The sequence below is a fragment of the Mycobacterium sp. MMS18-G62 genome (genome assembly GCF_053877835.1).
This window is the reverse complement of the sequence record NZ_CM132662.1, coordinates 239845-263618: the sequence shown is the minus strand read 5'-3', so window position 1 is coordinate 263618 and position 23774 is coordinate 239845. Positions and strand designations below refer to the sequence as shown.

25 protein-coding genes and 1 pseudogene are annotated in these 23774 nt (G+C 66.4%); 14 read left to right on the top strand and 12 right to left on the bottom strand.

Annotated features, from left to right (window positions below):
- Complete coding sequence (locus ACWW36_RS01265) at positions 1-612, top strand: LysE family translocator (protein ID WP_456139808.1); 612 nt, start codon at positions 1-3, stop codon at positions 610-612.
- Here the strand turns inward: ACWW36_RS01265 and ACWW36_RS01260 are convergent.
- Complete coding sequence (locus ACWW36_RS01260; RefSeq protein WP_456139807.1) at positions 570-1901, bottom strand: acyltransferase family protein; 1332 nt, start codon at positions 1899-1901, stop codon at positions 570-572. The two genes, ACWW36_RS01265 and ACWW36_RS01260, sit on opposite strands and share 43 nt — an antisense overlap.
- 158 nt (positions 1902-2059) lie before the next feature.
- Here ACWW36_RS01260 and ACWW36_RS01255 point away from each other — a divergent pair, with 158 nt between their 5' ends.
- A complete protein-coding gene (locus ACWW36_RS01255; RefSeq protein ID WP_456139806.1) occupies positions 2060-2656 on the top strand; it encodes a TetR/AcrR family transcriptional regulator in 597 nt (198 codons plus the stop codon).
- A gap of 9 nt (positions 2657-2665) precedes the next feature.
- A complete protein-coding gene (locus ACWW36_RS01250) occupies positions 2666-3319 on the top strand; it encodes an enoyl-CoA hydratase/isomerase family protein (RefSeq protein WP_456139805.1) in 654 nt (217 codons plus the stop codon).
- Here the strand turns inward: ACWW36_RS01250 and ACWW36_RS01245 are convergent.
- From ACWW36_RS01245 to ACWW36_RS01235, 3 genes are read right to left on the bottom strand one after another with little or no spacing between them, the layout of a single operon-like run.
- Positions 3316-4521 (bottom strand): MFS transporter, encoded by a 1206-nt coding sequence (locus ACWW36_RS01245; protein ID WP_456139804.1) that lies wholly within the window; start codon positions 4519-4521, stop codon positions 3316-3318. The genes ACWW36_RS01250 and ACWW36_RS01245 overlap by 4 nt on opposite strands.
- Before the next feature lie 35 nt (positions 4522-4556).
- Complete coding sequence (locus ACWW36_RS01240) at positions 4557-6185, bottom strand: solute symporter family protein (protein WP_456139803.1); 1629 nt, start codon at positions 6183-6185, stop codon at positions 4557-4559.
- Positions 6182-6535, bottom strand: a complete 354-nt coding sequence (locus ACWW36_RS01235) for a DUF485 domain-containing protein (protein WP_456139802.1) — start codon at positions 6533-6535, stop codon at positions 6182-6184. Before ACWW36_RS01235 ends, ACWW36_RS01240 begins: the two co-directional genes overlap by 4 nt.
- Before the next feature lie 114 nt (positions 6536-6649).
- On the opposite strand from ACWW36_RS01235, the gene ACWW36_RS01230 reads away from it, so the two are divergent.
- A complete protein-coding gene (locus ACWW36_RS01230) occupies positions 6650-7228 on the top strand; it encodes an HhH-GPD-type base excision DNA repair protein (RefSeq protein ID WP_456139801.1) in 579 nt (192 codons plus the stop codon).
- A gap of 29 nt (positions 7229-7257) precedes the next feature.
- On the opposite strand, the gene ACWW36_RS01225 is transcribed toward ACWW36_RS01230, so the two are convergent.
- Together ACWW36_RS01225 and ACWW36_RS01220 are read right to left on the bottom strand one after the other, a co-directional pair.
- Positions 7258-7644, bottom strand: a complete 387-nt coding sequence (locus tag ACWW36_RS01225) for a recombinase family protein (RefSeq protein ID WP_456139800.1) — start codon at positions 7642-7644, stop codon at positions 7258-7260.
- A 59-nt stretch (positions 7645-7703) separates the two neighbouring features.
- A complete protein-coding gene (locus tag ACWW36_RS01220) occupies positions 7704-8363 on the bottom strand; it encodes a nitroreductase family protein (protein WP_456139799.1) in 660 nt (219 codons plus the stop codon).
- A gap of 36 nt (positions 8364-8399) precedes the next feature.
- On the opposite strand from ACWW36_RS01220, the gene ACWW36_RS01215 reads away from it, so the two are divergent.
- Positions 8400-8546, top strand: a complete 147-nt coding sequence (locus tag ACWW36_RS01215; protein WP_456139798.1) for a DUF1059 domain-containing protein — start codon at positions 8400-8402, stop codon at positions 8544-8546.
- Between the two features lie 12 nt (positions 8547-8558).
- Here the strand turns inward: ACWW36_RS01215 and ACWW36_RS01210 are convergent, their stop codons facing one another.
- Together ACWW36_RS01210 and ACWW36_RS01205 are read right to left on the bottom strand one after the other, a co-directional pair.
- Positions 8559-9497 (bottom strand): Rv1157c family protein, encoded by a 939-nt coding sequence (locus ACWW36_RS01210; protein WP_456139797.1) that lies wholly within the window; start codon positions 9495-9497, stop codon positions 8559-8561.
- Between the two features lie 44 nt (positions 9498-9541).
- Complete coding sequence (locus ACWW36_RS01205) at positions 9542-10075, bottom strand: hypothetical protein (protein WP_456139796.1); 534 nt, start codon at positions 10073-10075, stop codon at positions 9542-9544.
- A 138-nt stretch (positions 10076-10213) separates the two neighbouring features.
- Here ACWW36_RS01205 and ACWW36_RS01200 point away from each other — a divergent pair, with 138 nt between their 5' ends.
- Positions 10214-11443 carry a mannosyltransferase gene (locus ACWW36_RS01200; protein WP_456142328.1) on the top strand — a complete coding sequence of 410 codons (1230 nt, stop codon included), beginning with the start codon at positions 10214-10216 and terminating at the stop codon, positions 11441-11443.
- Here the strand turns inward: ACWW36_RS01200 and ACWW36_RS01195 are convergent.
- A complete protein-coding gene (locus tag ACWW36_RS01195) occupies positions 11385-11672 on the bottom strand; it encodes a 4a-hydroxytetrahydrobiopterin dehydratase (protein WP_456139795.1) in 288 nt (95 codons plus the stop codon). The genes ACWW36_RS01200 and ACWW36_RS01195 overlap by 59 nt on opposite strands.
- An 85-nt stretch (positions 11673-11757) precedes the next feature.
- Here ACWW36_RS01195 and ACWW36_RS01190 point away from each other — a divergent pair, with 85 nt between their 5' ends.
- From ACWW36_RS01190 to ACWW36_RS01165, 6 genes and pseudogenes are all read left to right on the top strand, one after another.
- Positions 11758-12219, top strand: a complete 462-nt coding sequence (locus tag ACWW36_RS01190) for a hypothetical protein (protein WP_456139794.1) — start codon at positions 11758-11760, stop codon at positions 12217-12219.
- Between the two features lie 23 nt (positions 12220-12242).
- Positions 12243-12623 (top strand): annotated as a pseudogene (locus ACWW36_RS01185) ((deoxy)nucleoside triphosphate pyrophosphohydrolase); the annotation flags it as partial.
- A gap of 12 nt (positions 12624-12635) precedes the next feature.
- Positions 12636-13205 carry an N-acetyltransferase family protein gene (locus ACWW36_RS01180; RefSeq protein ID WP_456142327.1) on the top strand — a complete coding sequence of 190 codons (570 nt, stop codon included), beginning with the start codon at positions 12636-12638 and terminating at the stop codon, positions 13203-13205.
- A 65-nt stretch (positions 13206-13270) separates the two neighbouring features.
- A complete protein-coding gene (locus ACWW36_RS01175) occupies positions 13271-14350 on the top strand; it encodes a hypothetical protein (protein ID WP_456139793.1) in 1080 nt (359 codons plus the stop codon).
- 133 nt (positions 14351-14483) lie between these two features.
- The gene (gene typA, locus ACWW36_RS01170) at positions 14484-16373 is read left to right on the top strand and encodes a translational GTPase TypA (RefSeq protein WP_456139792.1); all 1890 of its coding nucleotides are present in this window, start codon (positions 14484-14486) and stop codon (positions 16371-16373) included.
- 63 nt (positions 16374-16436) lie between these two features.
- Positions 16437-18257 (top strand): ABC transporter family substrate-binding protein, encoded by a 1821-nt coding sequence (locus ACWW36_RS01165; RefSeq protein WP_456142326.1) that lies wholly within the window; start codon positions 16437-16439, stop codon positions 18255-18257.
- Between the two features lie 59 nt (positions 18258-18316).
- Here the strand turns inward: ACWW36_RS01165 and ACWW36_RS01160 are convergent, their stop codons facing one another.
- Positions 18317-19615: a hypothetical protein gene (locus ACWW36_RS01160; protein WP_456139791.1), complete on the bottom strand. Its 1299-nt coding sequence runs from the start codon at positions 19613-19615 to the stop codon at positions 18317-18319.
- Positions 19616-20054: 439 nt separating this feature from the next.
- Positions 20055-21296, bottom strand: coding sequence for a chloride channel protein (locus ACWW36_RS01155; protein WP_456139790.1), 1242 nt, complete (start codon positions 21294-21296; stop codon positions 20055-20057).
- A gap of 50 nt (positions 21297-21346) precedes the next feature.
- On the opposite strand from ACWW36_RS01155, the gene mshB reads away from it, so the two are divergent.
- Complete coding sequence (gene mshB / locus ACWW36_RS01150; protein WP_456139789.1) at positions 21347-22222, top strand: N-acetyl-1-D-myo-inositol-2-amino-2-deoxy-alpha-D-glucopyranoside deacetylase; 876 nt, start codon at positions 21347-21349, stop codon at positions 22220-22222.
- A gap of 113 nt (positions 22223-22335) precedes the next feature.
- A complete protein-coding gene (locus ACWW36_RS01145) occupies positions 22336-22764 on the top strand; it encodes a hypothetical protein (protein ID WP_456139788.1) in 429 nt (142 codons plus the stop codon).
- On the opposite strand, the gene ACWW36_RS01140 is transcribed toward ACWW36_RS01145, so the two are convergent.
- On the bottom strand, positions 22699-23772 hold the full coding sequence (locus tag ACWW36_RS01140; RefSeq protein ID WP_456139787.1) for a hypothetical protein: 1074 nt from the start codon (positions 23770-23772) through the stop codon (positions 22699-22701). The genes ACWW36_RS01145 and ACWW36_RS01140 overlap by 66 nt on opposite strands.
- Between the last annotated feature and the right edge of the window lie 2 nt (positions 23773-23774).

Here is a 23774-nt window from a genome sequence, read left to right as displayed (position 1 = left end):
GTGACGCCTGAATTCCTGCTGACGACGCTCATCGTGGTGGCCACGCCCGGTGCGGGTGTGCTTTATACCGTCGCAGCCGGGCTCTCGCGCGGCCCGCGCGCCAGCCTCATCGCCGCGTTCGCCTGCACGCTGGGGATCGTGCCGCACATGGTCGCCGCGGTGACGGGTCTGGCTGCGATCATGCACGCCAGCGCGGTGGCATTTTCCATCGTCAAGTGGCTTGGCGTTGCGTACCTTCTTTACTTGGCGGTCAAGACTTTTCGCGACAGGTCGACGTTCGACGTGTCGGGCGGTCCGGAGAAAGTCTCGCCGTGGCGCGTCATCATGTCCGGCGTCCTGGTGAACGTGTTGAACCCGAAGCTGACGATTTTCTTCTTCGCGTTCCTACCGCAATTCGTGCAGCCCGACAGTGACGGTGCCGTGCTGCTGATGGTGTGGCTCAGCGTGATCTTCATGGCGGTGACGCTGGTGGTGTTCAGCATCTACGGCGTGTTCGCGGCCGCCGTCCGTCGCGAGGTGATCTCGCGCCCGCGGATCGTGGCGTGGATGCGGCGGAGTTTCGCGGCGACCTATGTCATCCTCGCCGGCAGGCTCGCGGCGCAGACCCGCTGACTGTCGCCGGCCAGCCAGCGTGCGGTTCCGAGGGCAACAAGCATGACCGCGACGAGGTAAAGGCCCTGGTCCTTCAGGCCCCAGCCGACCGACGCCAGCGTGGCCGCGCCTGCGACGCACAACAACGCGCCGACGGCCATGCTGCGACCGCCCGTCCTCGCGACGAAGCCGCCGTCCCACAGTGGCAGCGGGTTGTTCTCGAGAGGACGCAGCGTGACGAACACCAGCGCGACCAACGCGGCCATGATCAGTAGCTGCAGCACCGACAGGGCAATGAAGCCTGGTGAACTGGGGTCGAACCGCGGGTAGCCGAGGTAATCGAACACCAGATGAATGGCCAGCAGTGGCGGGATATGCCACAGATAGAGCGTCATCGCACCCGAGTTGCCGATGGCAGTCAGCCACCACACCCGTGGCCGTTGGGCCCAGCGGGCGATCGCGGGCGCGGCGGCAATTGCAAAGGCGCACATCATGATTGCGTGCCCGGCGAGCAGCAGCGACGGCGGCGTCATGTTCTTCAGATGCTGGGTCTCGATGCCGACCAGGCTGAGCTCGTACGGCCCGAACATCATCAGCGCCAGGTTGACCGCCAGCATCACCACGGCCAGCCCCAGCGCAGCACGGCCGGCCAGCAGATGACGGCGATAGGCGACCCCGAACATTCCCGGTATCACCCACACGATCATGTTCAGGTAGCCCAGCGCGGACCATCCGTCGACGTTGATCCGGATCGCGTCGACGAGCGCGATGAGCAGGTAGGTGCCTGCCACCGCGGCGACGAGACGGCCGGTGGTGGTGATCCGGGCCAGCAGCGGCACGGTGGCGAGTACCAGGACGTAAGCGCCGAGGAACCACAGGAGTTGGATGGAAATCCCGGCGACCGGCTCGTAGACATGCTCGGGCAGCATGGCGCTGAGCACCGCTAGGGCAGCCCACCAGAAGGCCAGGTAGTAGAACACCGGCCGGTAGAGCCGGGTGCATCGGCGCATCAGCCAGTTACCCCAGCTGGTTCCCGGCTGCCACGACTCGATGGACGCCGCGACGCCGGCGAAGAAGAACAGCGGCATGATCTGGAAGACCCACGTCAGCGCCTGGAAGATCGGCGACGCGGTGAGCAGGTTGGTCCAGATGAACACGCCGTCGCGCACCGTGCTGGTGGCCATGATCGTGTGCCCGACAACGACGCCCACCAGCGACACGATGCGGATGACGTCGATGGCCCGGTCACGGGTCGCGGGCGTATCCGCCTCGACCCGGCCCGGGCTGGGGAACAACGCGGCAACTGCCATGCCGTAACGGTAAGCCCGGACCGCCTAGGTAGATGTACTCAACTTTGCGGTGATTGCCCCCAGCCTGGGGCGCCACTGACCCCATTCCAGCGCAGCGACTTTCGACATGTCGCGAGTCAGCCTTTGTTTTAGAGCAAGCGCTCTGTTATGGTGCGGAAATGCCCCGGCCGCAGGTACACGACCGCGACGCGATGCTCGACGCCGCGGAAGCGCTGGCCGTGGGCGGTGGGCCGAAGGCGGTAACCGTTCGCGCCGTGTCCGAGTTGTCGGGCATCTCGAATGGGGCCATCTACCACGCATTCGGCTCGATGGGAGGACTGGTCGGGCGCGCGTGGGCCAGGGCAGCACGCCGATTTCTGGCGCTGCAGCGCGACCTCGTCGATGCGGCCGCCGACCCGATTGGCGCCGTGGTGGCTGCGGCCGATGCCCCCGCGGTCTTCAGTGAGCAATTTCCAGTCTCGGCCCGGCTAGTGCTCGCTACCCGGCGCGATGAACTCATCGGCGATGCGCCCGCGGATGTGCAGACCGAACTCAAGGCACTCGACGATGAACTTCGTGACCTGCTGATCCGGCTGTCGGTCGCGGTGTTTGACCGCAAAGACTTCGCGGCTGTCGCCGTCATCGAGGACTGCGTGGTCGGACTGCCGACCGGCCTGATGTTGCGACGCCCGATGCCACCCACCACCGACGCCCGCCGGCGGCTTGCCGCCGCAGTCGAGGCGATCTTGTCAGTCGGTCCGCCCCGCAGGAAGTAAGGAGTACCTATGACCACACACCTCGAAATCACCGACGATGTAGCGGTTTTGAACCTCGGCGACGACGAAAACCGGTTTTCGCCTGAGTGGCTGGCCGCCGTCAACGACGCGCTCGACCGGGTGGATGCCGGCGAGGCGAAAGCCTTGGTCACCACCGGGCAGGGCAAGTACTACTCCAACGGGTTGGATCTCGAATGGCTTGCCGCGCACGGCGATCAGGCCGAGTGGTATGTGGCGCAGGTGCACGCATTGTTGGGCCGCGTTCTCACCGCGCCGGTTCCGACGGTCGCGGCTGTCAACGGCCACGCGTTCGGCGCGGGCGCAATGCTCGGCATTGCCCATGACTTTCGCGTCATGCGAAGCGACCGCGGTTACTACTGCTTTCCCGAGGCCGACATTCAGATCCCGTTCACACCGGGCATGGCCGCGCTCATACAGGCCAAACTCACGCCGGCCGCGGCAGTGGAGGCCATGACGACGGCGCGCCGATACGGAGGCCCCGAGGCAGAGGCGATCGGCTTGGTCACCGCCACGGCACCCGAAGGCAAAGTCACCGCCGCGGCCGTCGACCTCGTTGCGGGGTTGAAGGGTAAGCACGCGCCCACCCTCAAGGCGATCAAGTCGACGATGTTCAGCTCGGTGATCGACGCTCTACAGGGCTAGACCGCGACCAGGCGTCGCGCCTCGCGCGCCTCCCTCATCAGAATTGCGGCAAGGCAGATGACGGCGAGGATCGCGACGGCGACGGCGAAACTGACTCCGGCGGTGCGCAATCCCCAAGCCTGGGCGGCCAGTCCCTCACCGATCACCGGCAGCGAGATCGCCACATAGGCGACGACGAAATACGTCGAGCTGACCTCCGCGCGCCGGTCGGCCGGCGTCTTCTCGGCGACGGCTGCCAGGCCGCGGCTGAAGCTGATGCCCTGTCCGATGCCCGAAACCACCGCGGCGGCGATCAACCCCGTCAGTGACGAAAGATGCAGTGCCAGAGCGAGAATCACCATGCCGACCGCCAGGATGGCGCAGCCGATCGCCACGGCGCGCTGCGGGTTGAGCCCGCCGGCGGCAATCTGGGCCACCGCCGACGACGCGAAGATCGAGCAGGCGATCAGCCCGGCGACCGCGTGGTTGTCGATGCCGTCGACGTTGGCCAGGAACGACGGAGCCACGGCGGTGAACAGTCCCGTCACCGCGAAGCCTGCGAACGCGGCGAGCGCGGCGATGACGAACACCGCCCGCACCTCGACCGGCACCGAGAGCCGCTGCAACCCAATGTGTCCCGTCTTCTGAGATGTTTCGGGCACGACGAACGCCGCCACACCGGCCAGCACTGCCAACACGATGTGGACGATGAAGCTGAGCTTCAGCGGCTCGGGTGCGTACTCGACGAGCAGGCCGGCAAGCAGCGGCCCGGCGCCCAGCCCGCCGATGTTGGCGACCGTCGCGACGGCCGCGGCCCTGGTACGCCAGTTCGGCGGCGCCGCCTCGATCACGGCCGCGGTCGCGGTGCCCGTGAAGATGCCCGCCGACAACCCTGACAGCACCCGGCCAACCAATAGCATCGGCACAGAATCGGCGACGAGGAACACTGCGGCCGAAGCCAGTGCGAACACCACGCCGGCCAGCAGGATCGGACGTCGGCCGATCGCATCGGACCATCGCCCGAAGGCCAGCAGCGCGAACAGCACGCCGCCGGCGTAGGTCGCGTAGATCACTGTCGTCGTCAGCACCGCAAAGTGCATGTGCTCGGCGTAAAGCGCGTACATCGGCGTCGGCAACGTGGTGCCGACCATGATGGCGGCGAACGCATAGGCCAGCAGCGGGAACGCGAATCGGGTTTTTGGCGTCGTTTCGAGCACGTCCATCAACAGCGACGCTAGTGGGGCGCGTTATTCCGCGCTCAGTGCACGACCGCCTTCTCCGCCCCGATGCCGGTCAACGCCCGGACCTCGAACTCGGCGTTGAGTTCCGGATCGCCGCGATCCGACGACGTCAGTGTGCCGACGACACCCAGCAGGAACGCCAGCGGAATCGACACGATGCCCGGATTGGCCAGCGGGAACCAGGCGAAGTCGACATGCGGCAGCATCGCCGTCTTCGCCCCTGACACCGCGGGGGAGAAGATGATCAGCACGATCGTCGATATCAGACCGCCGTACATGCTCCACAACGCGCCGCTCGTGTTGAACCGGCGCCAGTACAGCGAGTACAGAATCGTCGGCAGATTGGCAGCGGCCGCGACCGCGAACGCCAGTGCGACGAGGAACGCGATGTTCTGCCCGCTGGCAAGGATTCCCAGGCCGATCGCGGCGATGCCGAGCACCACGACCGTGATGCGTGACACCCGCACCTGCTCACCCTCGGTGACCTCGTGGCTCCTCATCACGCTGGCATAGATGTCGTGCGCGAACGACGTCGCCGCGGTGATGGTCAGCCCGGCGACCACCGCGAGGATCGTCGCGAACGCCACCGCAGAGATGACGCCGAGTAGCACCACCCCGCCAAGCTCGAACGCGAGCAATGGCGCGGCGGAGTTCTGCGCGCCGGGTGCCGCCAGGATTTTGTCGGGACCGACGAGCGCCGCGGCGCCGTAGCCCAGCGCCAAAGTGAACAGGTAGAAGGCGCCGATGAGAGCGATCGCCCACACCACCGAGCGGCGTGCCTCCTTGGCGCTGGGCACGGTGTAGAAGCGCATCAGGACGTGAGGCAGGCCCGCCGTTCCGAGAACCAGGGCGAGCGCAAGTGAGATGAAGTTGATCTGCGACGTCAACGATGCGCCGTACTGTGCGCCCGGTGCGAGGACGTCGCGCTTGGCCACCGCCTTGTCGGCGGATTCGGAGACCGCGGACTGTGCGGCGCCGAGCATCTCGGAGAAGTTGGCTCCGAACTTGGCCGCCACCATGACTGTCATGAGGCCTGCGCCGCCGATCAGCAGGGCGGCCTTGATGATCTGCACCCAGGTGGTGCCCTTCATCCCGCCGACGAGGACGTAGACGATCATCAGCACACCGACGACTGCGATCACGACGGCCTGGCCCACGCTGCCCTTGACGTTGAGCAGCAGGGCCACAAGCCCGCCGGCACCGGCCATTTGGGCAAGCAGATAGAACAGACACACCATGAGCGTCGTGGTGGCTGCCGCGATCCGAACCGGCCGTTGCCGCAGGCGGAAGCTCAGTACGTCGGCCATCGTGAATTTGCCTGCATTGCGCAGTAATTCGGCAACAAGGAGCAGCGCTACCAGCCAGGCCACCAGGAAGCCGATCGAATAGAGGAAGCCGTCGTAGCCGTATACCGCGATCGCGCCGGCGATGCCGAGGAAGCTCGCCGCCGACAGATAGTCGCCGGAGATCGCGATGCCGTTCTGTGGACCGGTGAATGCGCGGCCCGCGGTGAAAAACTCCGTGGCGGTGGCGTTCTTCTTGCTGGCGCGGATCACGATATACAGGGTCACCGCGACGAAGAGCGCGAAGATTCCGATGTTCGCGACGGGGTTACCAACCGCCGTGCCTGCGGCAAGGATCCTCATTTCACGCTGCCCTCGAACTCGGCGCGAATCGCTTCGGCGCGGGGATCGAGCTCTCGGTTGGCGAACCGGACATAGATGCCCGTGATGACGAATGTCGTGAGGAATTGGCCCAACCCGATCAGCAGACCGACGTTGATGTTGCCCCACACCTTGATTGCCATGAAGTCGTGAGCGAATGCTCCGAGGAATACGTAGGTGCCATACCAGACGAGGAAGAACGCGCTCATCGGGAAAACGAAGCGGCGCAACCGGCTTCGCAGTTCTTGGAATTCGGGACTGGCCTGGATTTCTACGAACTGACCACCGCCGGATGAGGCGGCTTGCGTCGGTGGAAGGTCGGTTTCGGGCACCGCTGACTCCTGACCTCGATGTGCAATTGTGGGCGCCAGCGTCATGAGACGTGCGTCACAGTCAGCTGGTTCCCAGCCAACTTACAGCCCAAACCCGCGATCTACACTGACCAAGTGGCAAAACTGCAGCTAGTCCAAGATCCGGCGGCCGATGCGCTGCTGGATTCCAATCCATTCGCGCTGCTGGTTGGCATGCTGCTCGATCAGCAGATCCCGATGGAGGTGGCGTTCGGCGGGCCCAAGAAGATCGCCGACCGCATGGGCGGCGTCGACGCCCGCGAGATCGCCGACTACGACCCCGACAAGTTCGCCGCTCTGTGCGCCGAACGCCCTGCCGTACACCGGTTCCCGGGCTCGATGGCCAAGCGGATCCAGACACTGGCGCAGATCATCGTCGATCGCTACGACGGCGACGCCGCGTCGATATGGACGTCCGGCGACCCCGACGGCGCGGAGGTGTTGAAGCGGCTCAAGAGCTTGCCTGGCTTCGGTGAGCAGAAGGCCAAGATCTTCCTGGCGCTGCTCGGCAAGCAGTACGGCGTGACGCCGAACGGCTGGCGTGAGGCTGCCGGCGACTACGGCAAGGCCGGCTCGTTCATGTCGGTTGCCGACGTCAAAGACGCGGGCACGCTGGAGAAGGTGCGCTCGTACAAGAAGCAGGCGAAGGCGGCGGCGAAGGCCGCCAAGGCCTGAGCCATCAACAGACCGAAGGCCGCCAAGGCCTAGTGCGTCTGGCGTCCCGGCTCTAGGTCGAGTTCGGCGAGGCGGCGCAAGATGTTCGCGACGACGCGTCCAGTCGTCGTGCCGGTGTCCAGGCCTTCCTTGAGTGCCCGCAATGTGATGCCGCGGTCGGTGAGATCAGCGATCGTCCGCGTCACCTCGGCCACTGATCGGCCCAGGCGATCCAGTCCCACCACGACGACGGTGTCGCCCGAGCGGGCATAGCTGAGCATCGCGTGAAGGCCGGCGCGCACCCGGTCGGCTGAGTCGGACAGTTTGTCGGTGAACACGCGCCGCGGGTCCACCCCCGCAGCAGTCAATTCCGCGAGCTGACCATCGAGGGCCTGCCCGTTGGTGCTGGCTGTGGCGTAACCCAGCGTGGCGGTCACGAATTCAAGGTCTCACGATGTGGACGCTCTGCGGAAGAGACACGCCCATCACGGTGTGGCTAACCGGCGAACGGTTGCCCGTCGAACCGTTCCCGGGTGGCGAATTCGGCGACAGGCCTGCGTGTGAGCTTGCTGAGCTGCCGCACCGGCTTGCCGAGCGGCAACACCGCCGCGACCGCGTACGTGTCGGGTATGCCCAACAGTTCCTTGACGCGGGGTTCCTCGGCCACCACGTTTGTGGTGAGCACGCCGCCGTAGCCCTCGTTGCGGGCCGCCAGCAGGACATTCCAAACGAACGGGTACACCGACGCGCCGGCAATCAGGCCGACGCGGTCCAGATCCTGGTCGAACGCCGCAACGACGGCCAGGTCGACGCAAACCACCAACACGACGTCTGCCTCACGGAACGGGCTTTGGGGCGGTACCTCGACTTCGGCGATTGTCTTCTCGTCAACTCCGCACGGCTGCAACGGATTCCACGGGCCTTCACCGTTGCGAAGCTGGGCGATGTATCGCTGGGTGCCTGGGATGGTGAGCTCGATCAGGCGTTCGCGGGTCTGCGCGTCGCGGACGATCACGACGCGGGTGCCCTGGCGGTTGCCGCCGCTAGGGGCGAACCGGGCGTTATCGAGGATGCGCTCGAGCACCTCGTCGGGCAGCGGGTCGCCGGTATATTCGCGCACCGCACCCGTCGTTCGCATCACGTCATAGAGATCCATGAACCCCATCATGCTGATCTATGCGATTGTGAAGCTATGAAGACGCATTTGAACTGTCCGTGCGGCGAAGCGATCACCGGCGAGGACGAAGACGATCTGGTCGAGAAGGCGCAGGCTCACCTGACTGAGAAGCACCCCGGTCGCGAGTACGACCGGGACGCCATCCTCTTCATGGCCTACTGAAATACACCGGAATCAGGGCACGACCGTCGAGCCGATGGTCGGCATGAACTGGCACTGCTTTTCGGTCGTGGTGACCTGACCGAAGATCGTCGAGATGATGCTGCCCGAGCCGGTGTCGACGATCGCCGTCAGCGTCGTCGGGCCATTGGGGTTGATATCCGACCGCGGCTTGAGTGTCGCGCTGCCCGACTTACCCGTCGTCAGGTTGACCCACGTGACGTTGAGAGGCAGCCTCTGCTCGGCCGCCGGGCCGGGCGTGCCGATCGCGGTGAAGACGTAGGCCGTCTGCCCCGCGGCGGGCCCCGGTGCCGGGATCTTGGCCGGACCCGCCACCGAGATCGCCGTCGCCAACACATTGCCGCCATCTGACAGACACCCGTTACTGATCGACGGGTACATGAAGTCCTGCGTAGGCGGGGAGTCCGGTCCGAACGATGGATTCGCATCGGGTGCAGGCGCCGCTGCCGGCACTGCGGCGGGAGCCGGAGCCGGGGCGGGTGCCGCCGCGGGCACCGAAGCGGGTGCCTGCACCACGTCGGGCACGGGCCCGACGGCGTGCGCGGGATTGACGCCCGCCGGCAAGTGCGCCTCGGTGCCCGGCACCGCGCCCGGCGCGGGCACATGCGCCGTCGCCGGTTGAGCGACGAACTGGTTGACGGCCGACGCCACGTTCCGCGAGTCGGCCGGCGCTGCCGCGTTACCCGCGAATACCGCTGCGGCGGCCATCAATTGCGAAGCGGCGTTCGTCGGGTCCGCGGCCGCCTGCTGAATCGCGGGCCCGAGGCTCTGCACCGCCGACAAGCCCGGCGCCTGCAGCCCGTCGATGGGCAGCGGTGGCGCCGGTGATGCCGGGTCAGCGGTGGCGACTGGTGTTACGCCGCCCAGTAGAAGGGCGGCTGACGAGCCCACCGCGATTGCCGCGGTGGTGAGCATCGTCCTGGTCGATGACATGGGTCCCCCAATGCCTGGTAGTGGTGGACGTTGAATGTCGCCGGTCAGGGCAGAGCGGACAGCGGCATCAGCACAGGTGCCAGTCCGCCACCCGGTGCGGCGGGCGCAGCCGCTTCCGGAGCCGTCGCAGGACCCGCCTTGGTCAGCGGCGCCTGCAATGCGGACGGCATCAGTGCCGAGAGATCACCGGGGAACGCCCCCGCTTGCGGCAGCGGCACCGGGAGGAACGGCAGCGTGCTCTGCGGTGCGGGCGCGGCGGCCGGCGCCGCGGCGGCGGCAGGCAAGCCCGCCGGCTGTGGCAGGTTGACCGACGCGCTCGCGGCGGGCGGAGCGGCGGCCGGCGCTGCCGCGGCAGGCTGAACCATGCCCAGCACCGAGGTGAGCCCCTGCATGAGCTGCGTCGCCGCAGCTGGATTGGATGCGAGCTGCTGGAGGAACGGCAGGCCCGGCACGGCCGGGGAGGGGGCGGGTGCAGCCACGGGGTCGGCCGCTGCGGTGGCGCTGAGCGCCAAAGCGACTCCCGCCGCACTCGCGGCTGTGATCATGCTGGTGGCAAGCACTTTTCTGGTGAACTGCATGGTATTTCCAATCGGTTGATGGCACGCCTGGAACCGAAGCTAGCCGTGTTACTGGTGTTACTTCTGTGACACGTGTGGCGGTTATTTAAACGTTACGGACGTGAAGGCATACGGTGACCGCTCGCTAGAGTCGGACGGATAAACCCCACGGAATCCGCCACAGCCACCGCCCCGCCGCGGACGCTCGCCCGGTGGGCGCCGGTCTTGTTGGCGGTCAGCATCGTCGCGCGGCTGGCGTGGACCTACCTCGTGCCCAACGGGGCGAATTTCGTCGACCTCCACGTCTATGTCGGCGGCGCAGGCGCGCTCGATCACCCCGGCACGCTGTACGACTACGTCTACGCCGACCAGACGCCCGACTTCCCGCTGCCGTTCACCTATCCACCGTTCGCGGCCGTCGTGTTCTACCCGCTGCACTTGTTGCCGTTCGGGTTTCTCGCTTTCGCCTGGCAGCTGGGCATCATGGCCGCGCTCTACGGTGTGGCGCGCATCAGCCAGCGACTGCTGGGCAACGGAGACCGGCGCGTGGCGATGCTGTGGACCGCCGTCGGGATCTGGATCGAGCCGCTGCGCAGCACCTTCGACTACGGGCAGATCAACGTGCTGTTGGTGCTGGCCGTGTTGTACGCGGTCTACAGCACCCGATGGTGGTTGTCCGGGTTACTCGTCGGGCTCGCGGCGGGTGTGAAGCTGACGCCTGCGGTGTCCGGGTTGTATTTCGTCGGCGCGCGGCGCTGGGGTGCGGTGCTGTTCTCGGCGGTGGTGTTTCTTGGCACGGTGGCGATCTCGGCGCTCGTCGTCGGGGACCAAACCCGTTACTACTTCACGGAATTACTCGGCGATGCCAGCCGGGTGGGGCCGATCGGCACGTCGTTCAACCAGTCGTGGCGTGGAGGTATCTCACGGATTCTCGGGCATGACGCCGGCTACGGGCCGCTCGTGCTGGCGGGAATCGCTGTCACCGCCGTGTTGACGTTTCTGGCGTGGCGCGCGATCGGTGGCGCCGAGGACCGGCTCGGCGCGATCGTGGTTGTGCAACTGTTCGGGCTGCTGCTCTCGCCGATTTCCTGGACGCATCACTGGGTGTGGTTGATCCCGTTGATGATCTGGCTGCTGCACGGCCCGCTGCGCGACGAGCTGGGTGCGCGGATCCTCGGCTGGGGCTGGCTGGCCCTGACGCTGATCGGGGTGCCGTGGCTGTTGAGTTTCGCGCAGCCGACAATCTGGGTGATTCCCCGGCCGTGGTATCTGGCCTGGGCGGGTCTGATCTACATCGTGGCGACGTTGGCCACGCTGGCGTGGATCGCCGCTACGGGTTCCCCACGATTCCGTCGATCTCCCGAGCCATCTGAACATCCTTGTCGGTGATACCGCCTTCTGAGTGCGTGACCAACGCGAAAGTCACTGTCCGCCAGCGAATATCGATATCGGGATGGTGATCTTTCTCCTCGGCCTTTTCGGCCACGCGGCGCACTGCGTCGATGCCGTCGAGGAATGAGGGAAACTTGATCGAGCGGCGCAGGGCACCCTCGGCGCGCTCCCAGCCATTGAGGTCGGGCAGTGCGGCGTCTACTTGTTCGTCCGTTAACACAGCCATGACGCCCAACGTACCGCCGCAGGTTCGGTCGGCGGCATGGGTCGCCTAACAGGCACCTAACAGAGTTCTCCAGCAAGATTGAGGAGTGCGCGCTTTTCTCGACGACGGACCGACATCGCCGCAATCCCCGGCCGCGACGGCTACCGACGTGCCTGCCGCGGCCGGTGCGCTTGGGCCCGCCGACCACCGGCCGGCCGTCGCGCGGAGGCTCCCCGCTCGGGCTGTGATCGGAGGAGGCGTCTTCGTCGTCCTTCTCATCGCCCTCGCCATATCGGTGATCTGGGTATCCGATGATTCGAAACACCCACGCACGCAAGTGAATCCGTCTCATCCAACGTCGACTTCTGCGCACGCTCCCAGTCCGGCGTCGGCCGGGCCTATGCCGCTACCCTCCACCACGGCTCAGCAGCCGCGTCCTGTGGACACCACGGCAGCGCCGACGGAGGCGATGCCGCCATCGCAGGTGACCGCCGAGACGATGACACCACCGCCGCCACGACACCCACGACTGCACGAGTTGTTCCCCCATCTGTTTCCCGACGGATAGCGCGGCGTATACCGTCGCGGGCAATGTCAGCTCAGATCGTCGTTGCGGGTGCACTGATTTCAGGCTCCTCGCTGCTCGTGGCGCAGCGTGCCCGGCCACCCGAGCTGGCCGGTCTGTGGGAGCTGCCGGGCGGCAAGGTCGCGGCGGGCGAAAGCGACGCGACGGCGTTGGCGCGCGAACTGAGTGAAGAGCTCGGCGTCGACGTAGTCGTCGGTCCTCGCATCGGCGTCGACGTCGCACTCGATGCGACCACGACCCTGCGCGCATACCGCGTCATGCAGACGGGCGGCGAGCTTCACCCCAACGATCACCGCGAGTTGCGGTGGATCACCGCGGACGAACTCGAGGGCCTGGCGTGGGTACCCGCCGACCGGGCGTGGGTTCCTGAGCTGACGCAGGCTCTGCAGACGACCGACGTGACCGTGCGGCCCGCGATCGAGCGCGACCGCGACGGTATTGCCACGGTCATCGCGCAGGCCTACCGCCGGGAGTTCTCGACGCTCTCGCGCAGCGTGCGAAAGATCGCCGCCGCGCTCGCCGACGGCATCGAGGTCCAGCGGTTCTTCGTCGCCGATCGCGGCGGCGATGTCATCGGAGCCATCGCCTGCACGGATCACGCCGGACGCGCGATGCGCATCCGGGCGGAGGACTGGCGCCGTCACCTCGGCCTCGTCCGAGGGACCCTTGCCGCACGAATTCTCGCCCCGCCCTTCATGTCTCGCCTCGACTACCCGGCCGGCACCGGCTACATCGAATTCGTCGCGGTGGCCGAAAGGGCGCGACGTCAGGGCGTCGCCACCAAACTCGTCGAGGGCGTGATCCGGCAGACCGGTCATGTCGAATACGTCCTCGAGGTGACGGACGTGAACACCTCGGCTCGCGACTGCTATCGCAAGATCGGCTTCGTGGACTTCAAGAGCGAAAAGGAACGGTTCGGCAGGCTCAAGGGCTTCGGCGCGCGCATCTACATGCGCTACCCGCGATAGCGACGCAGGGGAGTTCGCCGCGCGTTTGCCCCTCCGGCGGTCGGCACACATTATTCTTCCGATCCATGCGTGTGCTGCGGTTCATCTGGCGGGGTGTACTGGCATTCGACAGGGTCGGATCGCGGATTCCGCAACTCATCCAGATTTGGCTCATCGAGTTCTTCTTCGCGGTGCCGCTGGCGTTCTTCATCGCCAAGATCATCGACATCCGGGGCGCCTTCGGCGTTCCCGGCACCGGCGGCTCGATCCCCGGAGTGTTCTGGGGCGCACTTGTCGTCTCGCTGGTGTGCGGTCTCTTCTTTGTTCGCAGCCTGACCCGGCCGCGAGTGGTGGAGGGCACGTGGACGCCAATGGTGAGCGCCAACGTCGGCGACTACAAAGTGATGGTCGGCAACCCGCAATGGACCACGCACTACAAGTATTTGAGCAGCCACCCGTCGTACTCGCTGCTGCTTCTGCTCACCGCTCCGATCCCAGCCGTCATGGTGGCGATGACGACCAACCACGGCGACAGCACGTTCTACTGGCGGGTGGCAGGCACTGTCGGGCTGATCATTCTGGCGCTGATGGCGTTGGCGCGCGTATTGGCTTGGTACGTCTTCCGATTCGGCCGTCGTCAACTCGACACCCAGGCCGAGGCCGAGGGGATGTCGCAACGCAGGCTCGGCTGGGAAATCGCGTGGAAGCCCGTGCTGATGCTGATGGTGATGATGTATGCCATCGTCTGTATCCCGCTGGGATGGATGTGGTTGCAGGAGAAGCGGACGGTCGCCGCACTGCCGGAGGTCACCGTCGACAACGGCACCGGGCATGCCGGCGAATACCGGCGCATCGAAGGCACATTGGGCTCCGACGCGGTGTACTGGGCGCCGCGTGGCACCGGCCGCGGCGGCAACAATTACGCGGGTGCCGGTGTGCTGGTTGAGCTTCCGTCAGGCGGCGACGCTCTGCTGCTCGCCGAGTCGATGTCGGTGCCCGACTTCGTCGGCATGATGAAGGACGTCCGCAACGGCCAACTCAAGGCGCAGGGCAAGGTGATCGACTCCATCACCGAAGACCAGCAGAAGTACTACGGCTTCGACGTAAACGACTTTCCGGAGGCGCCATCCGACGGTCGCGTGATGCTGCTGCTGTCGTATCCATGACGTTGACTCTGCGGTGAGGGCGTGACCTACTCGCACTTTCGCGCCCTGTGCGCAGAGTCAATGCGTCTTCGCGACAAGTGACGGGCGTCTCTCGTTTTCGTGATTGGCCGATTGCACTGCGACAATCACGGTCGTGGATTTTCGCAACGTCGCCATCGTGGCACACGTCGACCATGGGAAGACGACCCTCGTCGACGCAATGCTGCGCCAGTCGGGCGCTCTGACGCACCGCGGTGACGATGTCATCGACCGGTTGATGGATTCCGGTGACCTTGAGCGGGAAAAGGGCATCACGATCCTCGCCAAGAACACCGCTGTGCACCGACATCACGCCGACGGCAGCGTGACCGTCATCAACGTCATCGACACCCCCGGCCACGCCGACTTCGGCGGCGAGGTCGAGCGCGGCCTGTCGATGGTCGACGGCGTCCTGCTGCTGGTCGACGCGTCGGAGGGTCCGCTACCGCAGACCCGCTTCGTGCTGCGCAAGGCTCTGGCCGCACACCTTCCGGTCATCGTCGTGGTCAACAAGACCGACAGGCCCGACGCCCGCATCGCCGAGGTGGTCTCCGACAGCCACGACCTGCTGCTCGACGTCGCCTCCGACCTCGACGACGAAGCCCAAAAGGCCGCCGAGCACGCGCTGGGCCTGCCCACGCTGTTCGCCTCCGGTCGCGCAGGCGTCGCCAGCACCACCCAGCCGCAGGACGGACAGGTGCCCGACGGCGAGAACCTCGACCCGCTGTTCGACGTGCTCCTCGAGCACATCCCGCCGCCGACCGGCGAAGCGGACAAACCGCTGCAGGCCCTGGTGACCAACCTCGACGCGTCGGCGTTCCTCGGCCGGCTCGCGCTGATCCGCATCTACAACGGCCGGCTGCGCAAGGGCCAGCAGATCGCGTGGATGCGTGAGGTCGACGGCGCGCCCGTGATCACCAACGCCAAGATCACCGAGTTGCTGGCCACCGAAGGAGTGGACCGCACGCCCACCGACGAGGCCGTCGCCGGCGACATCGTCGCCGTGGCCGGCATGCCCGAAATCATGATCGGCGACACGCTGGCAGACCCCGATCACGCCCACGCGTTGCCGCGGATCACCGTCGACGAGCCCGCGATCTCCGTGACGATCGGCACGAACACATCACCGCTGGCGGGCAAGGTCTCCGGGCACAAACTGACGGCCCGCATGGTCCGCAGCCGGCTCGACCAAGAGCTTGTCGGCAACGTGTCGATTCGCGTGGTCGACATCGGCCGCCCGGACGCCTGGGAGGTCCAGGGCCGCGGCGAGCTGGCGCTGGCGGTGCTGGTCGAGCAGATGCGCCGGGAGGGCTTCGAGCTGACCGTCGGCAAGCCGCAAGTGGTCACCCGGACCATCGACGGAAAGCTGCACGAGCCGTTCGAGGCGCTCACCATCGACTGCCCCGACGAATTCGTCGGCGCGATCACCCAGCTGATGGCTGGCCGCAAGGGCCGCATGGAAGAGATGACGAACCACGCCGCCGGCTGGGTTCGGATGGACTTCATCGTGCCGAGCCGCGGCCTGATCGGTTTTCGCACCGACTTCCTCACGTTGACCCGCGGCACCGGCATCGCCAACGCCGTCTTCGACGGCTACCGGCCGTGGGCAGGGGACATCCGCGCCAGGCACACCGGCTCGCTGGTGTCCGACCGCGCGGGGTCAATCACCCCGTTCGCGATGATCCAGCTGGCCGACCGCGGACAGTTCTTCGTCGAGCCCGGCGATGACACCTACGAGGGCCACGTCGTCGGAATCAACCCGCGAGCCGAAGACCTCGATGTCAACGTGACCCGCGAAAAGAAGCTGACCAATATGCGGTCCTCGACGGCCGACGTGATCGAGACGCTGGCCAGACCCATCGAGCTCGACCTCGAGCAGGCGATGGAGTTCTGCGCCGGCGACGAATGCGTGGAGGTGACACCCGAGATCGTTCGCGTACGCAAGGTCGAGTTGGACGCCACCTCGCGGGCCCGGGCTCGTTCGCGGGCCAAGGCCCGCGGATAGCCTGCCGATACCCTGAACAGCGTGCCGGGCCCCCTACGCGTCGTCGCCGCGATATCCGCGCTGATGTTGGTGGTCTCGGGCTGCACCGTCAGCCCGCCGCCTGCACCCCAGAGCACGGACACGACGGAGACGACAACGCCGCCACCTCCGCGCGCGACGCAGATCATCATGGCCATCGACTCGATCGGCCCCGGGTTCAATCCGCATCTGCTTTCCGACCAGTCGCCGGTGAACGCCGCGATCAGCTCGCTGGTCCTGCCGAGTTCGTTCCGACCAGTTCCCGACCCCGGCTCGCCGACCGGTTCGCGCTGGGAACTGGACACCACGCTGCTGGATTCGGCCGAGGTCACCAGCCAGAATCCGTTCACGGTCACGTACAAGATTCGGCCCGAGGCGCAGTGGACGGACAACGCGCCGATCGCTGCCGACGACTTCTGGTACCTGTGGCGGCAGATGGTCGGCCAGCCCGGCGTCGTCGATCCGGCCGGCTACGACCTCATCACCGGCGTGCAGTCCGTCGAGGGCGGCAAGACGGCGGTGGTCACGTTCTCGCAGCCCTATCCCGCGTGGCGTGAGCTGTTCAACGACATCCTGCCGGCGCACATCGTCAAGGACGTGCCCGGCGGCTTCGCGGCGGGATTGGCGCGGGCACTGCCGGTCACCGGCGGCCAGTTCCGCGTCGAAACCATCGACCCGCAGCGCGACGAGATCCTGCTGACGCGCAACGACCGCTATTGGAGCGCGCCGGCCAAACCGGACCAGGTGCTGTTCCGTCGCGGCGGCGCGCCTGCCGCACTGGCCGACTCGATCCGCAACGGCGACACCCAGGTCGCGCAGGTGCACGGCGGTGCGGCGGCGTTCGCGCAACTGTCCGCGATTCCCGACGTGCGGACCGCGCGAATCGTCACGCCACGCGTCATGCAGTTGACGCTGCGCGCGCAGCAGCCGCAGCTGGCGGATTCGCAAGTGCGCAAAGCGATTCTGGGCTTGCTCGACGTCGACCTGCTTGCCTCTGTGGGCGCCGGCGACGACAACACCGTCACGCTCGCGCAGGCGCAGGTGCGCTCGCCGTCCGACCCTGGCTATGTGCCGACCGCGCCTCCTGCGCTCGGCCGCGACGCCGCGCTCGCGTTGCTTGCCGACGCCGGGTACCAGATCGCGCCAATAGAGTCGACGCCACCGCCGACGCCGGGCGTCCCGCCGCCGAACAACAACCGCGGCCAGATCACCAAGGACGGCATCCCGCTGGCGGTGCGGCTGGGCGTGGCCGCCAACGATCCCACTGCCGTCGCGGTCGCCAACACTGCTGCCGATCAACTGCGCAGCGTCGGCATCGCGGCGTCGGTGTCGGCGCTGGATCCGGTGGCGCTCTACGGCGATGCGCTGGTGAACAATCGCGTCGACGCCGTGGTCGGCTGGCATCAGGCCGGCGGCGACCTTGCCACCGCCCTGTCGTCTCGCTACGGCTGTCCGGCGCTCGAGGCGACGGCGGTCTCGACGACCACACCGGGCACGCCGTCTCCGTCGTCGACATCGACCAGCAACGCGCCGTCGCCGCCGCCGCAGACGACAACCGCTACGCCGACGACGCCGAGCCCGCCGCCCGAAGGCGGCGCACTGGTGCAGGCCCCCAGCAATATCACCGGCATCTGCGACCGCAGTATTCAGCCGAAGATCGATGCCGCGGTCGACGGCTCGCAGAACATCGGCGAGGTGATCAACGCCGTCGAACCGCGGCTGTGGAACATGTCGACGGTGCTGCCGATCCTGCAGGACACGACGATCGTCGCCGCCGGGCCCAGCGTGCAGAACGTCAGCCTGTCGGGCGCGGTGCCGGTCGGCATCGTCGGCGACGCAGGCAAGTGGGTCAAGACGCCTCAGTAGTCCTGCATACGAAAGCGGCCCCCTCCGATGTGGAGGGGGCCGCTTCGTTTGTCGGTCGGCTACTCGTTGCCGGAGTCGCCGGACTTGCTGGCGGTGCTGGCCTTGGCGTCGGCACCGGCCTTGGTGTCGGCACCCGCTTTGGTGTCGGCACCGGACTTGGTGGTGTCGGTCTTGGCGTCGGTGCCCGTCTTGGTGGTGTCGGTCTTGGCGTCGGTGCCGGACTTACCAGTGTTGTTGTCGCCCTTGGCCGTATCGGTGTCGGTCTTGGCGTCGGTGGTGCTGGTCGCCGGCTTCGTCTGCGCATCCGTCTTGGCCTCGTCGGCCTTGGTGGCGTCGGCCTTGACCTCCGTCGCGGTTGTCCCGGACGTCGCTTCCTCGGTGGAAGTCGCCGACGGCGTCGTTGCGGCAGCGGCGGCAGCGGCAGTCTCCGTGCTGCTGGGCGCGGTTGTCGCGTCGGTCGCAGCAGCGGTTGCCGCGGCGTCAGTGGCCGTGGTTTCGGCCGTCTTCGCAGCCGCGGCGGTCGCCTCGGCTGTCGTCGACGGCACATTCAACGTCACCATCGTGCTCGCCGCAGTCGTCGTCGCAGCGGCCTGCGGGGTGATCGCCTGGACGATCATGTCCCTGATGTTGACCAGGATGCTGAGCGTTCCGAGGCCCGGCGTGAGCAATCCACCGGTCTGGGTCGGCTGATATCCGTTGATGAAACCGTCGAGCATGACCGCGGGTGCACTGATCACGGCGTTGATAAATCCGCCGATATCACCGGTGGAAATTGCGGTGACGACGGATTGGATAGCGGCGCCGGCTGCTTGCAACAGCGCGAGCGGCGGACTTATCAAGCCGATACCGGCAACCAGGGCGATATTCGGCAGTTGGTCGATGACAGCGACAAAGTTATTCAGTGGCTGCAGCAAAGGCGGCAGGAACGGGAAGGCCACCTGGATGACGCCTGTCGAGATCGTCTCGGCCGCGGCCTGGATGTGGCCCGAAGCGAGCTGACTCAACGCCGTTTGAAGTATTGCCGGCAGGCCGGACGGGTTGGACGAGGAAAAGACCTCGTTGAAAGCCGAGTTGAGGCCCTGAGCCAACGTCAGTTGGTTCACGATGAACTGCTGCAACAGCGGCGCGACACCGTGCGCGAATGCCTGACCAGCGAGAGCTCCCGTGTTGTTGATGGTGTTGTTGAGCAACGCCGCATAGGCGTCGAGCGCACTTGCCGCAGTCAGGTTGACTGCCGCTGAAACCACCTTCGGGACTTCGATGTGAATCGGCGGCGCCGCTACCGGTGCCGCGGCGATCACACTCGCACCGACAAGCGCGACACCCGCGTTGAGATAGGGACGGACAGCAACCTGCATGACATCTCCTTTTGACATAGCTGTGACTTCAGCCGGCCATAATTTACTCGCAAGTAAGGTCGAAATAGAACACGTTCCACCGAATTAATTCGGCACGGGTTTTTGCGAGAAACTCTCAACACTTAGCTGACCAAATAAGGCTCACTCCTATTCGGCAAAGAAGGAAATCCGAAGCCCGTTCTCGTGGTGACGCGCTCACGTGAGCAGATTGCTTAACGGGTGTTAATTAGCTGAGCTTGTCATCTGGTCTTACTACAGTGTCAATTTTGCCGTTATCCGTCGGCGCGGACTCTTTGCCGGGATTTCACGGCGGCAACGCTTCGCAGGGCAACCGATTCAGTAGGTCCGGGTTCAGCCCCTGGCACAGGGCAATGGCCCGCCGAAGGTCGGCGACAACGCGTCCGTGTTTGCAATCGCAAGCACCAGGAGCGAAACCGCGTCAGCCGTGTGACGGCTCGGCGGCCTCGCGACGCTCGCGAAGCACCCGCAGTCCGTGCGCGGCGTAGGCCGCGATGGCGAACACCAGGAGTAGCCAGTACGGCGGACGGGCCAGCTCCCAGACGAACAGTGCCGCAAACAAAGGCGCCCGCTGCGTAATCGCCAGCACGCCCGCCGCGCACGTCAACGACACCGCCGACACGTGGATGTTGGTGCCCGCCAAGTGGTTCAACACCAGCGTGGCGAGCGAGCCCGCGGCAGCACCCGTGGCCAGCGCCGGTGTGAGCATGCCGCCGACCGCGCCCGCGCGAAGGAATATCGCGGTCAGAAGCGGCTTCAGCACCAAGATGATGGCCGCGGCGCCCAGCGTCAGGCCACTGTTCACGCTGATCGTCAGGATGCTCCTGCCATTGCCCGGCAACTCGGGCCACCAGATCGAGCAGATTCCGGTCAGCAGGCCGGCGGCCGCGACGGATGGGATCAGCACCCAGGAGGCCAGCTGTACCCGCGGTCGCGCGGCGGCCATGACGCGATCGAACGCGAGGCCCACCGCGGCCGCCAACGGCGCGATCGCCAACGCCAGGAACGCGAACAGGTAGGACAGTTTGGCCTCCGGCCACGTCAGCGCATGCTCGAGATGGGTCACGGGGGACGCCACGGCCACGGCGAGGCTCGACGTGATCAGCGCGACGCCAACGGCGCGGGGATGCCACGTCCCGAGCAGGATCCGCGCGGCGAACAACGCACCGCCCAGCGGCACGCTGTAGACAGCTGCAAGGCCTGCGCCGGCCGCGCACGCCAGCAGAATCTCGCGGTCACGAGCCGTGAGTGACCACCGTGATGTGCCGAAATCGCTTAGCGCAGCGGCTAATTGGCGCGGAGCGCCTTCGCGGCCAAGCGACGCGCCAGCGCCGACCAGCAACACTTGCAAAGCGGCGTCGATCGACAACGACCAACGGGGCAGGGGGTCAGGACTTCTGATCGCCGCAGACAACGACGGCACCGAGGTGCGCCGCCGGAGAATCCACCAACCACAGCCCGCGAGCGCCCCGCCGATCATCGGGCCCAACGCGCGGCGCACCGGGCTGCTTCCGCCGACGCCGGTCAGCAGCGTGCCGAATGTGTAGTGATACGTGAGGTGTTCGACGCTGTGCAGCAGCAGGGTGGTGGCGCCACCGGCGACCCCCGCCAGTAGGCCGATAAGGACGATCGCGCATCCGAACTCAACGGTGCGCCGTGTCACGAGCTGAATCTATGTCACTTCAGCGCCGAGGAACGGGCAAGCTTGTGCGAATGGAGACGCCGCGTCTGTTGTTCGTGCATGCACATCCTGACGACGAGACCTTGACGACGGGTGCGACGATCGCGCACTACGCCACTCGGGGAGCGCAGGTCTGCGTTGTCACATGCACGCTCGGCGAAGAGGGTGAAGTGATCGGCGAGCGCTGGGCGCAGCTCGCCGTCGACCACGCCGATCAGCTGGGCGGCTACCGCATCGGCGAGTTGACCGCCGCGTTGAACGCCCTCGGCGTCGATGAGCCGGTCTTCCTCGGCGGTCCCGGCCGCTGGCGCGACTCCGGCATGGAAGGCACGCCGCCGCGACACCGGCAGAGGTTCGTCGACGCCGATCCGCGTGAAGCCGTGGGAGCGCTGGTCGCCATCATTCGCGAGTTGCGCCCACACGTCGTCGTCACCTACGACGCCCACGGTGGTTACGGGCATCCGGACCACATCCATGCGCACGAGGTGACGATGGCGGCCGTCGCGGCATCCGGTGGCGACGACTTTCCCGGCGACCCGTGGAACGTTCCCAAGGTCTACTGGACAGTGATGTCGAAGTCCGCGATGGCGGCGGGACTGCAGGCATTGGAGGACGTGCCGCCGGACTGGATTCGGGTCTCGATCGACGACGTGCCGTTCGGTTATCCCGACGACGCGATCGACGCCGTCATGGAGGTGCCCGACCGGCTGCCGGCCAAGGTCGCGTCGTTGCGTGCACACGCCACCCAGGTCACCGTCGCGCCCGACGGACGCTCCTGCGCGCTGTCGAACAACATGGCGTTACCGATCGGGCCGGTCGAGCACTACATCCTCGCCTCGGGAACGCCCGGAGAACGCGACACCCGCGGATGGGAAACCGACCTGCTCGCCGGGCTGAACCTGGAATAGCAGAAGCGACGCGCGGTAAGCTGCCCAACAACCCAGCGTGTGGAAGGGATGGCAATGGACCCCGACATGGATCCCAACCTGCAGCATTGGCAGGACCGCGCAGACAACCTGCAGTGGGTGATCGGGTCGCTCGTCTCCCTACTCGACAGCATCCCGACCTGACAGCAACCCTTGAACCGGCGCGGCTGCGGCCCGTCGTGCTGACGCTGCTCGCCGTCGATGGTGTGCTCTCCGCGGTGGCGGCGGCTTTTTTCCTTCCCGTTCGAATCGGATCGGTGCCGTTTCCGATCAGCGCGCTCGTGAGCGGTCTGGTCAATGCGGCGCTGGTGTGGGCGGCTCTTCAGTGGACGTCGGGTCCTCGGCTGGCCGCACTGCCGTTGTGGTGCTGGCTGCTGACCGTCGCGGGGCTGACGCTGGGCGGGCCGGGCGACGACATCGTGTTCGGCGGCGTCGGGGTCATGGAGTATGCGCCGCTGCTATTGATCGTGCTGGGTGCTCTGCCGCCCGCCCTGGTGCTGTGGCGTCGAGTCCGTACCGTTTGACGATCGATCCTTCGGTCCGTCCTTTTTCTGACCCGCGTCGTCGTGCTTGGCTGCCGCGTCATGGTTGGCTGCCGCGTCATGGTGCGTCGCGGACCCGTCGTCCGTTGCGGAGGCGTCGGTTGACGACTCCGTTCCGTCTTTAGCCGTCGGCGTCGTGGTGCTCTTCTTTTCCGTATTCGAGACGTCCGGGGACTCCGTGGTCTTCGTATCGGTCGCGGCGAGCGTCCCATCCTTCGCGTCGACAGCCGTCTTCTCCGAACCCGTCGCGGTCCCTGCTTCGGGGTCGGCGGTCTGGTCTGCCGACTTCAGTTCCTTGATCTCGCTGAGCTTTTGGTTGTCCTGCAATCCATCCGGAGGCGTCGTCGTCGCGACCTGTGTGTCGGCGACCAACGCGGTCGTCGTCGCCTGTGGTGCCGAGAACGGAAAGAAGATCGGCGGCAGCGGTGGAATCGGCGGCAGCGGCGGCAACCAGAAGGCCAGCTGGGCGTTGGCGAGGTAGATGAACGCATTGACGGTGTCGACGCCGACGTTGACCAGCCCCTGGCCGAAGCTGATCTGCCCGTCGAGCCAGTCAGCGACGTTGAACGTAATGCTGCGCACGATCTGCTCGCCGAAGTTGTAAAAGATCGTGATCTGCGGCGCCAACCATCCGACATACGGAACCCAGCCGACCGCGTAGGCAGCCAGGTCGAAGCCCCACTGCACCCACGGCTCGACCGCGTTGTAGATCGATTTGATTCCGGTGCCGATCGAAGTGGGCGTGACCACCGGCGGGAACTGCGGTGTGGGGAAGGGCTGGCTGGCGCTCGGCGGAATCGTGATCCGTTGCAACCATTCGACGAGAAGGTCCGGCAGATTCGTGGCCGTCACCACGGGCGTGATGGGTTGGACCTGCGCGGCGAGTTGTATCGGCGCCGACGCGACCACGACACCCTTCGGCGGCGCCGTCGGCACGGGCTCCTTGGCCGACGGCACAAACGCGATGGTCGCCGCGGTGATCGTTGCCACGC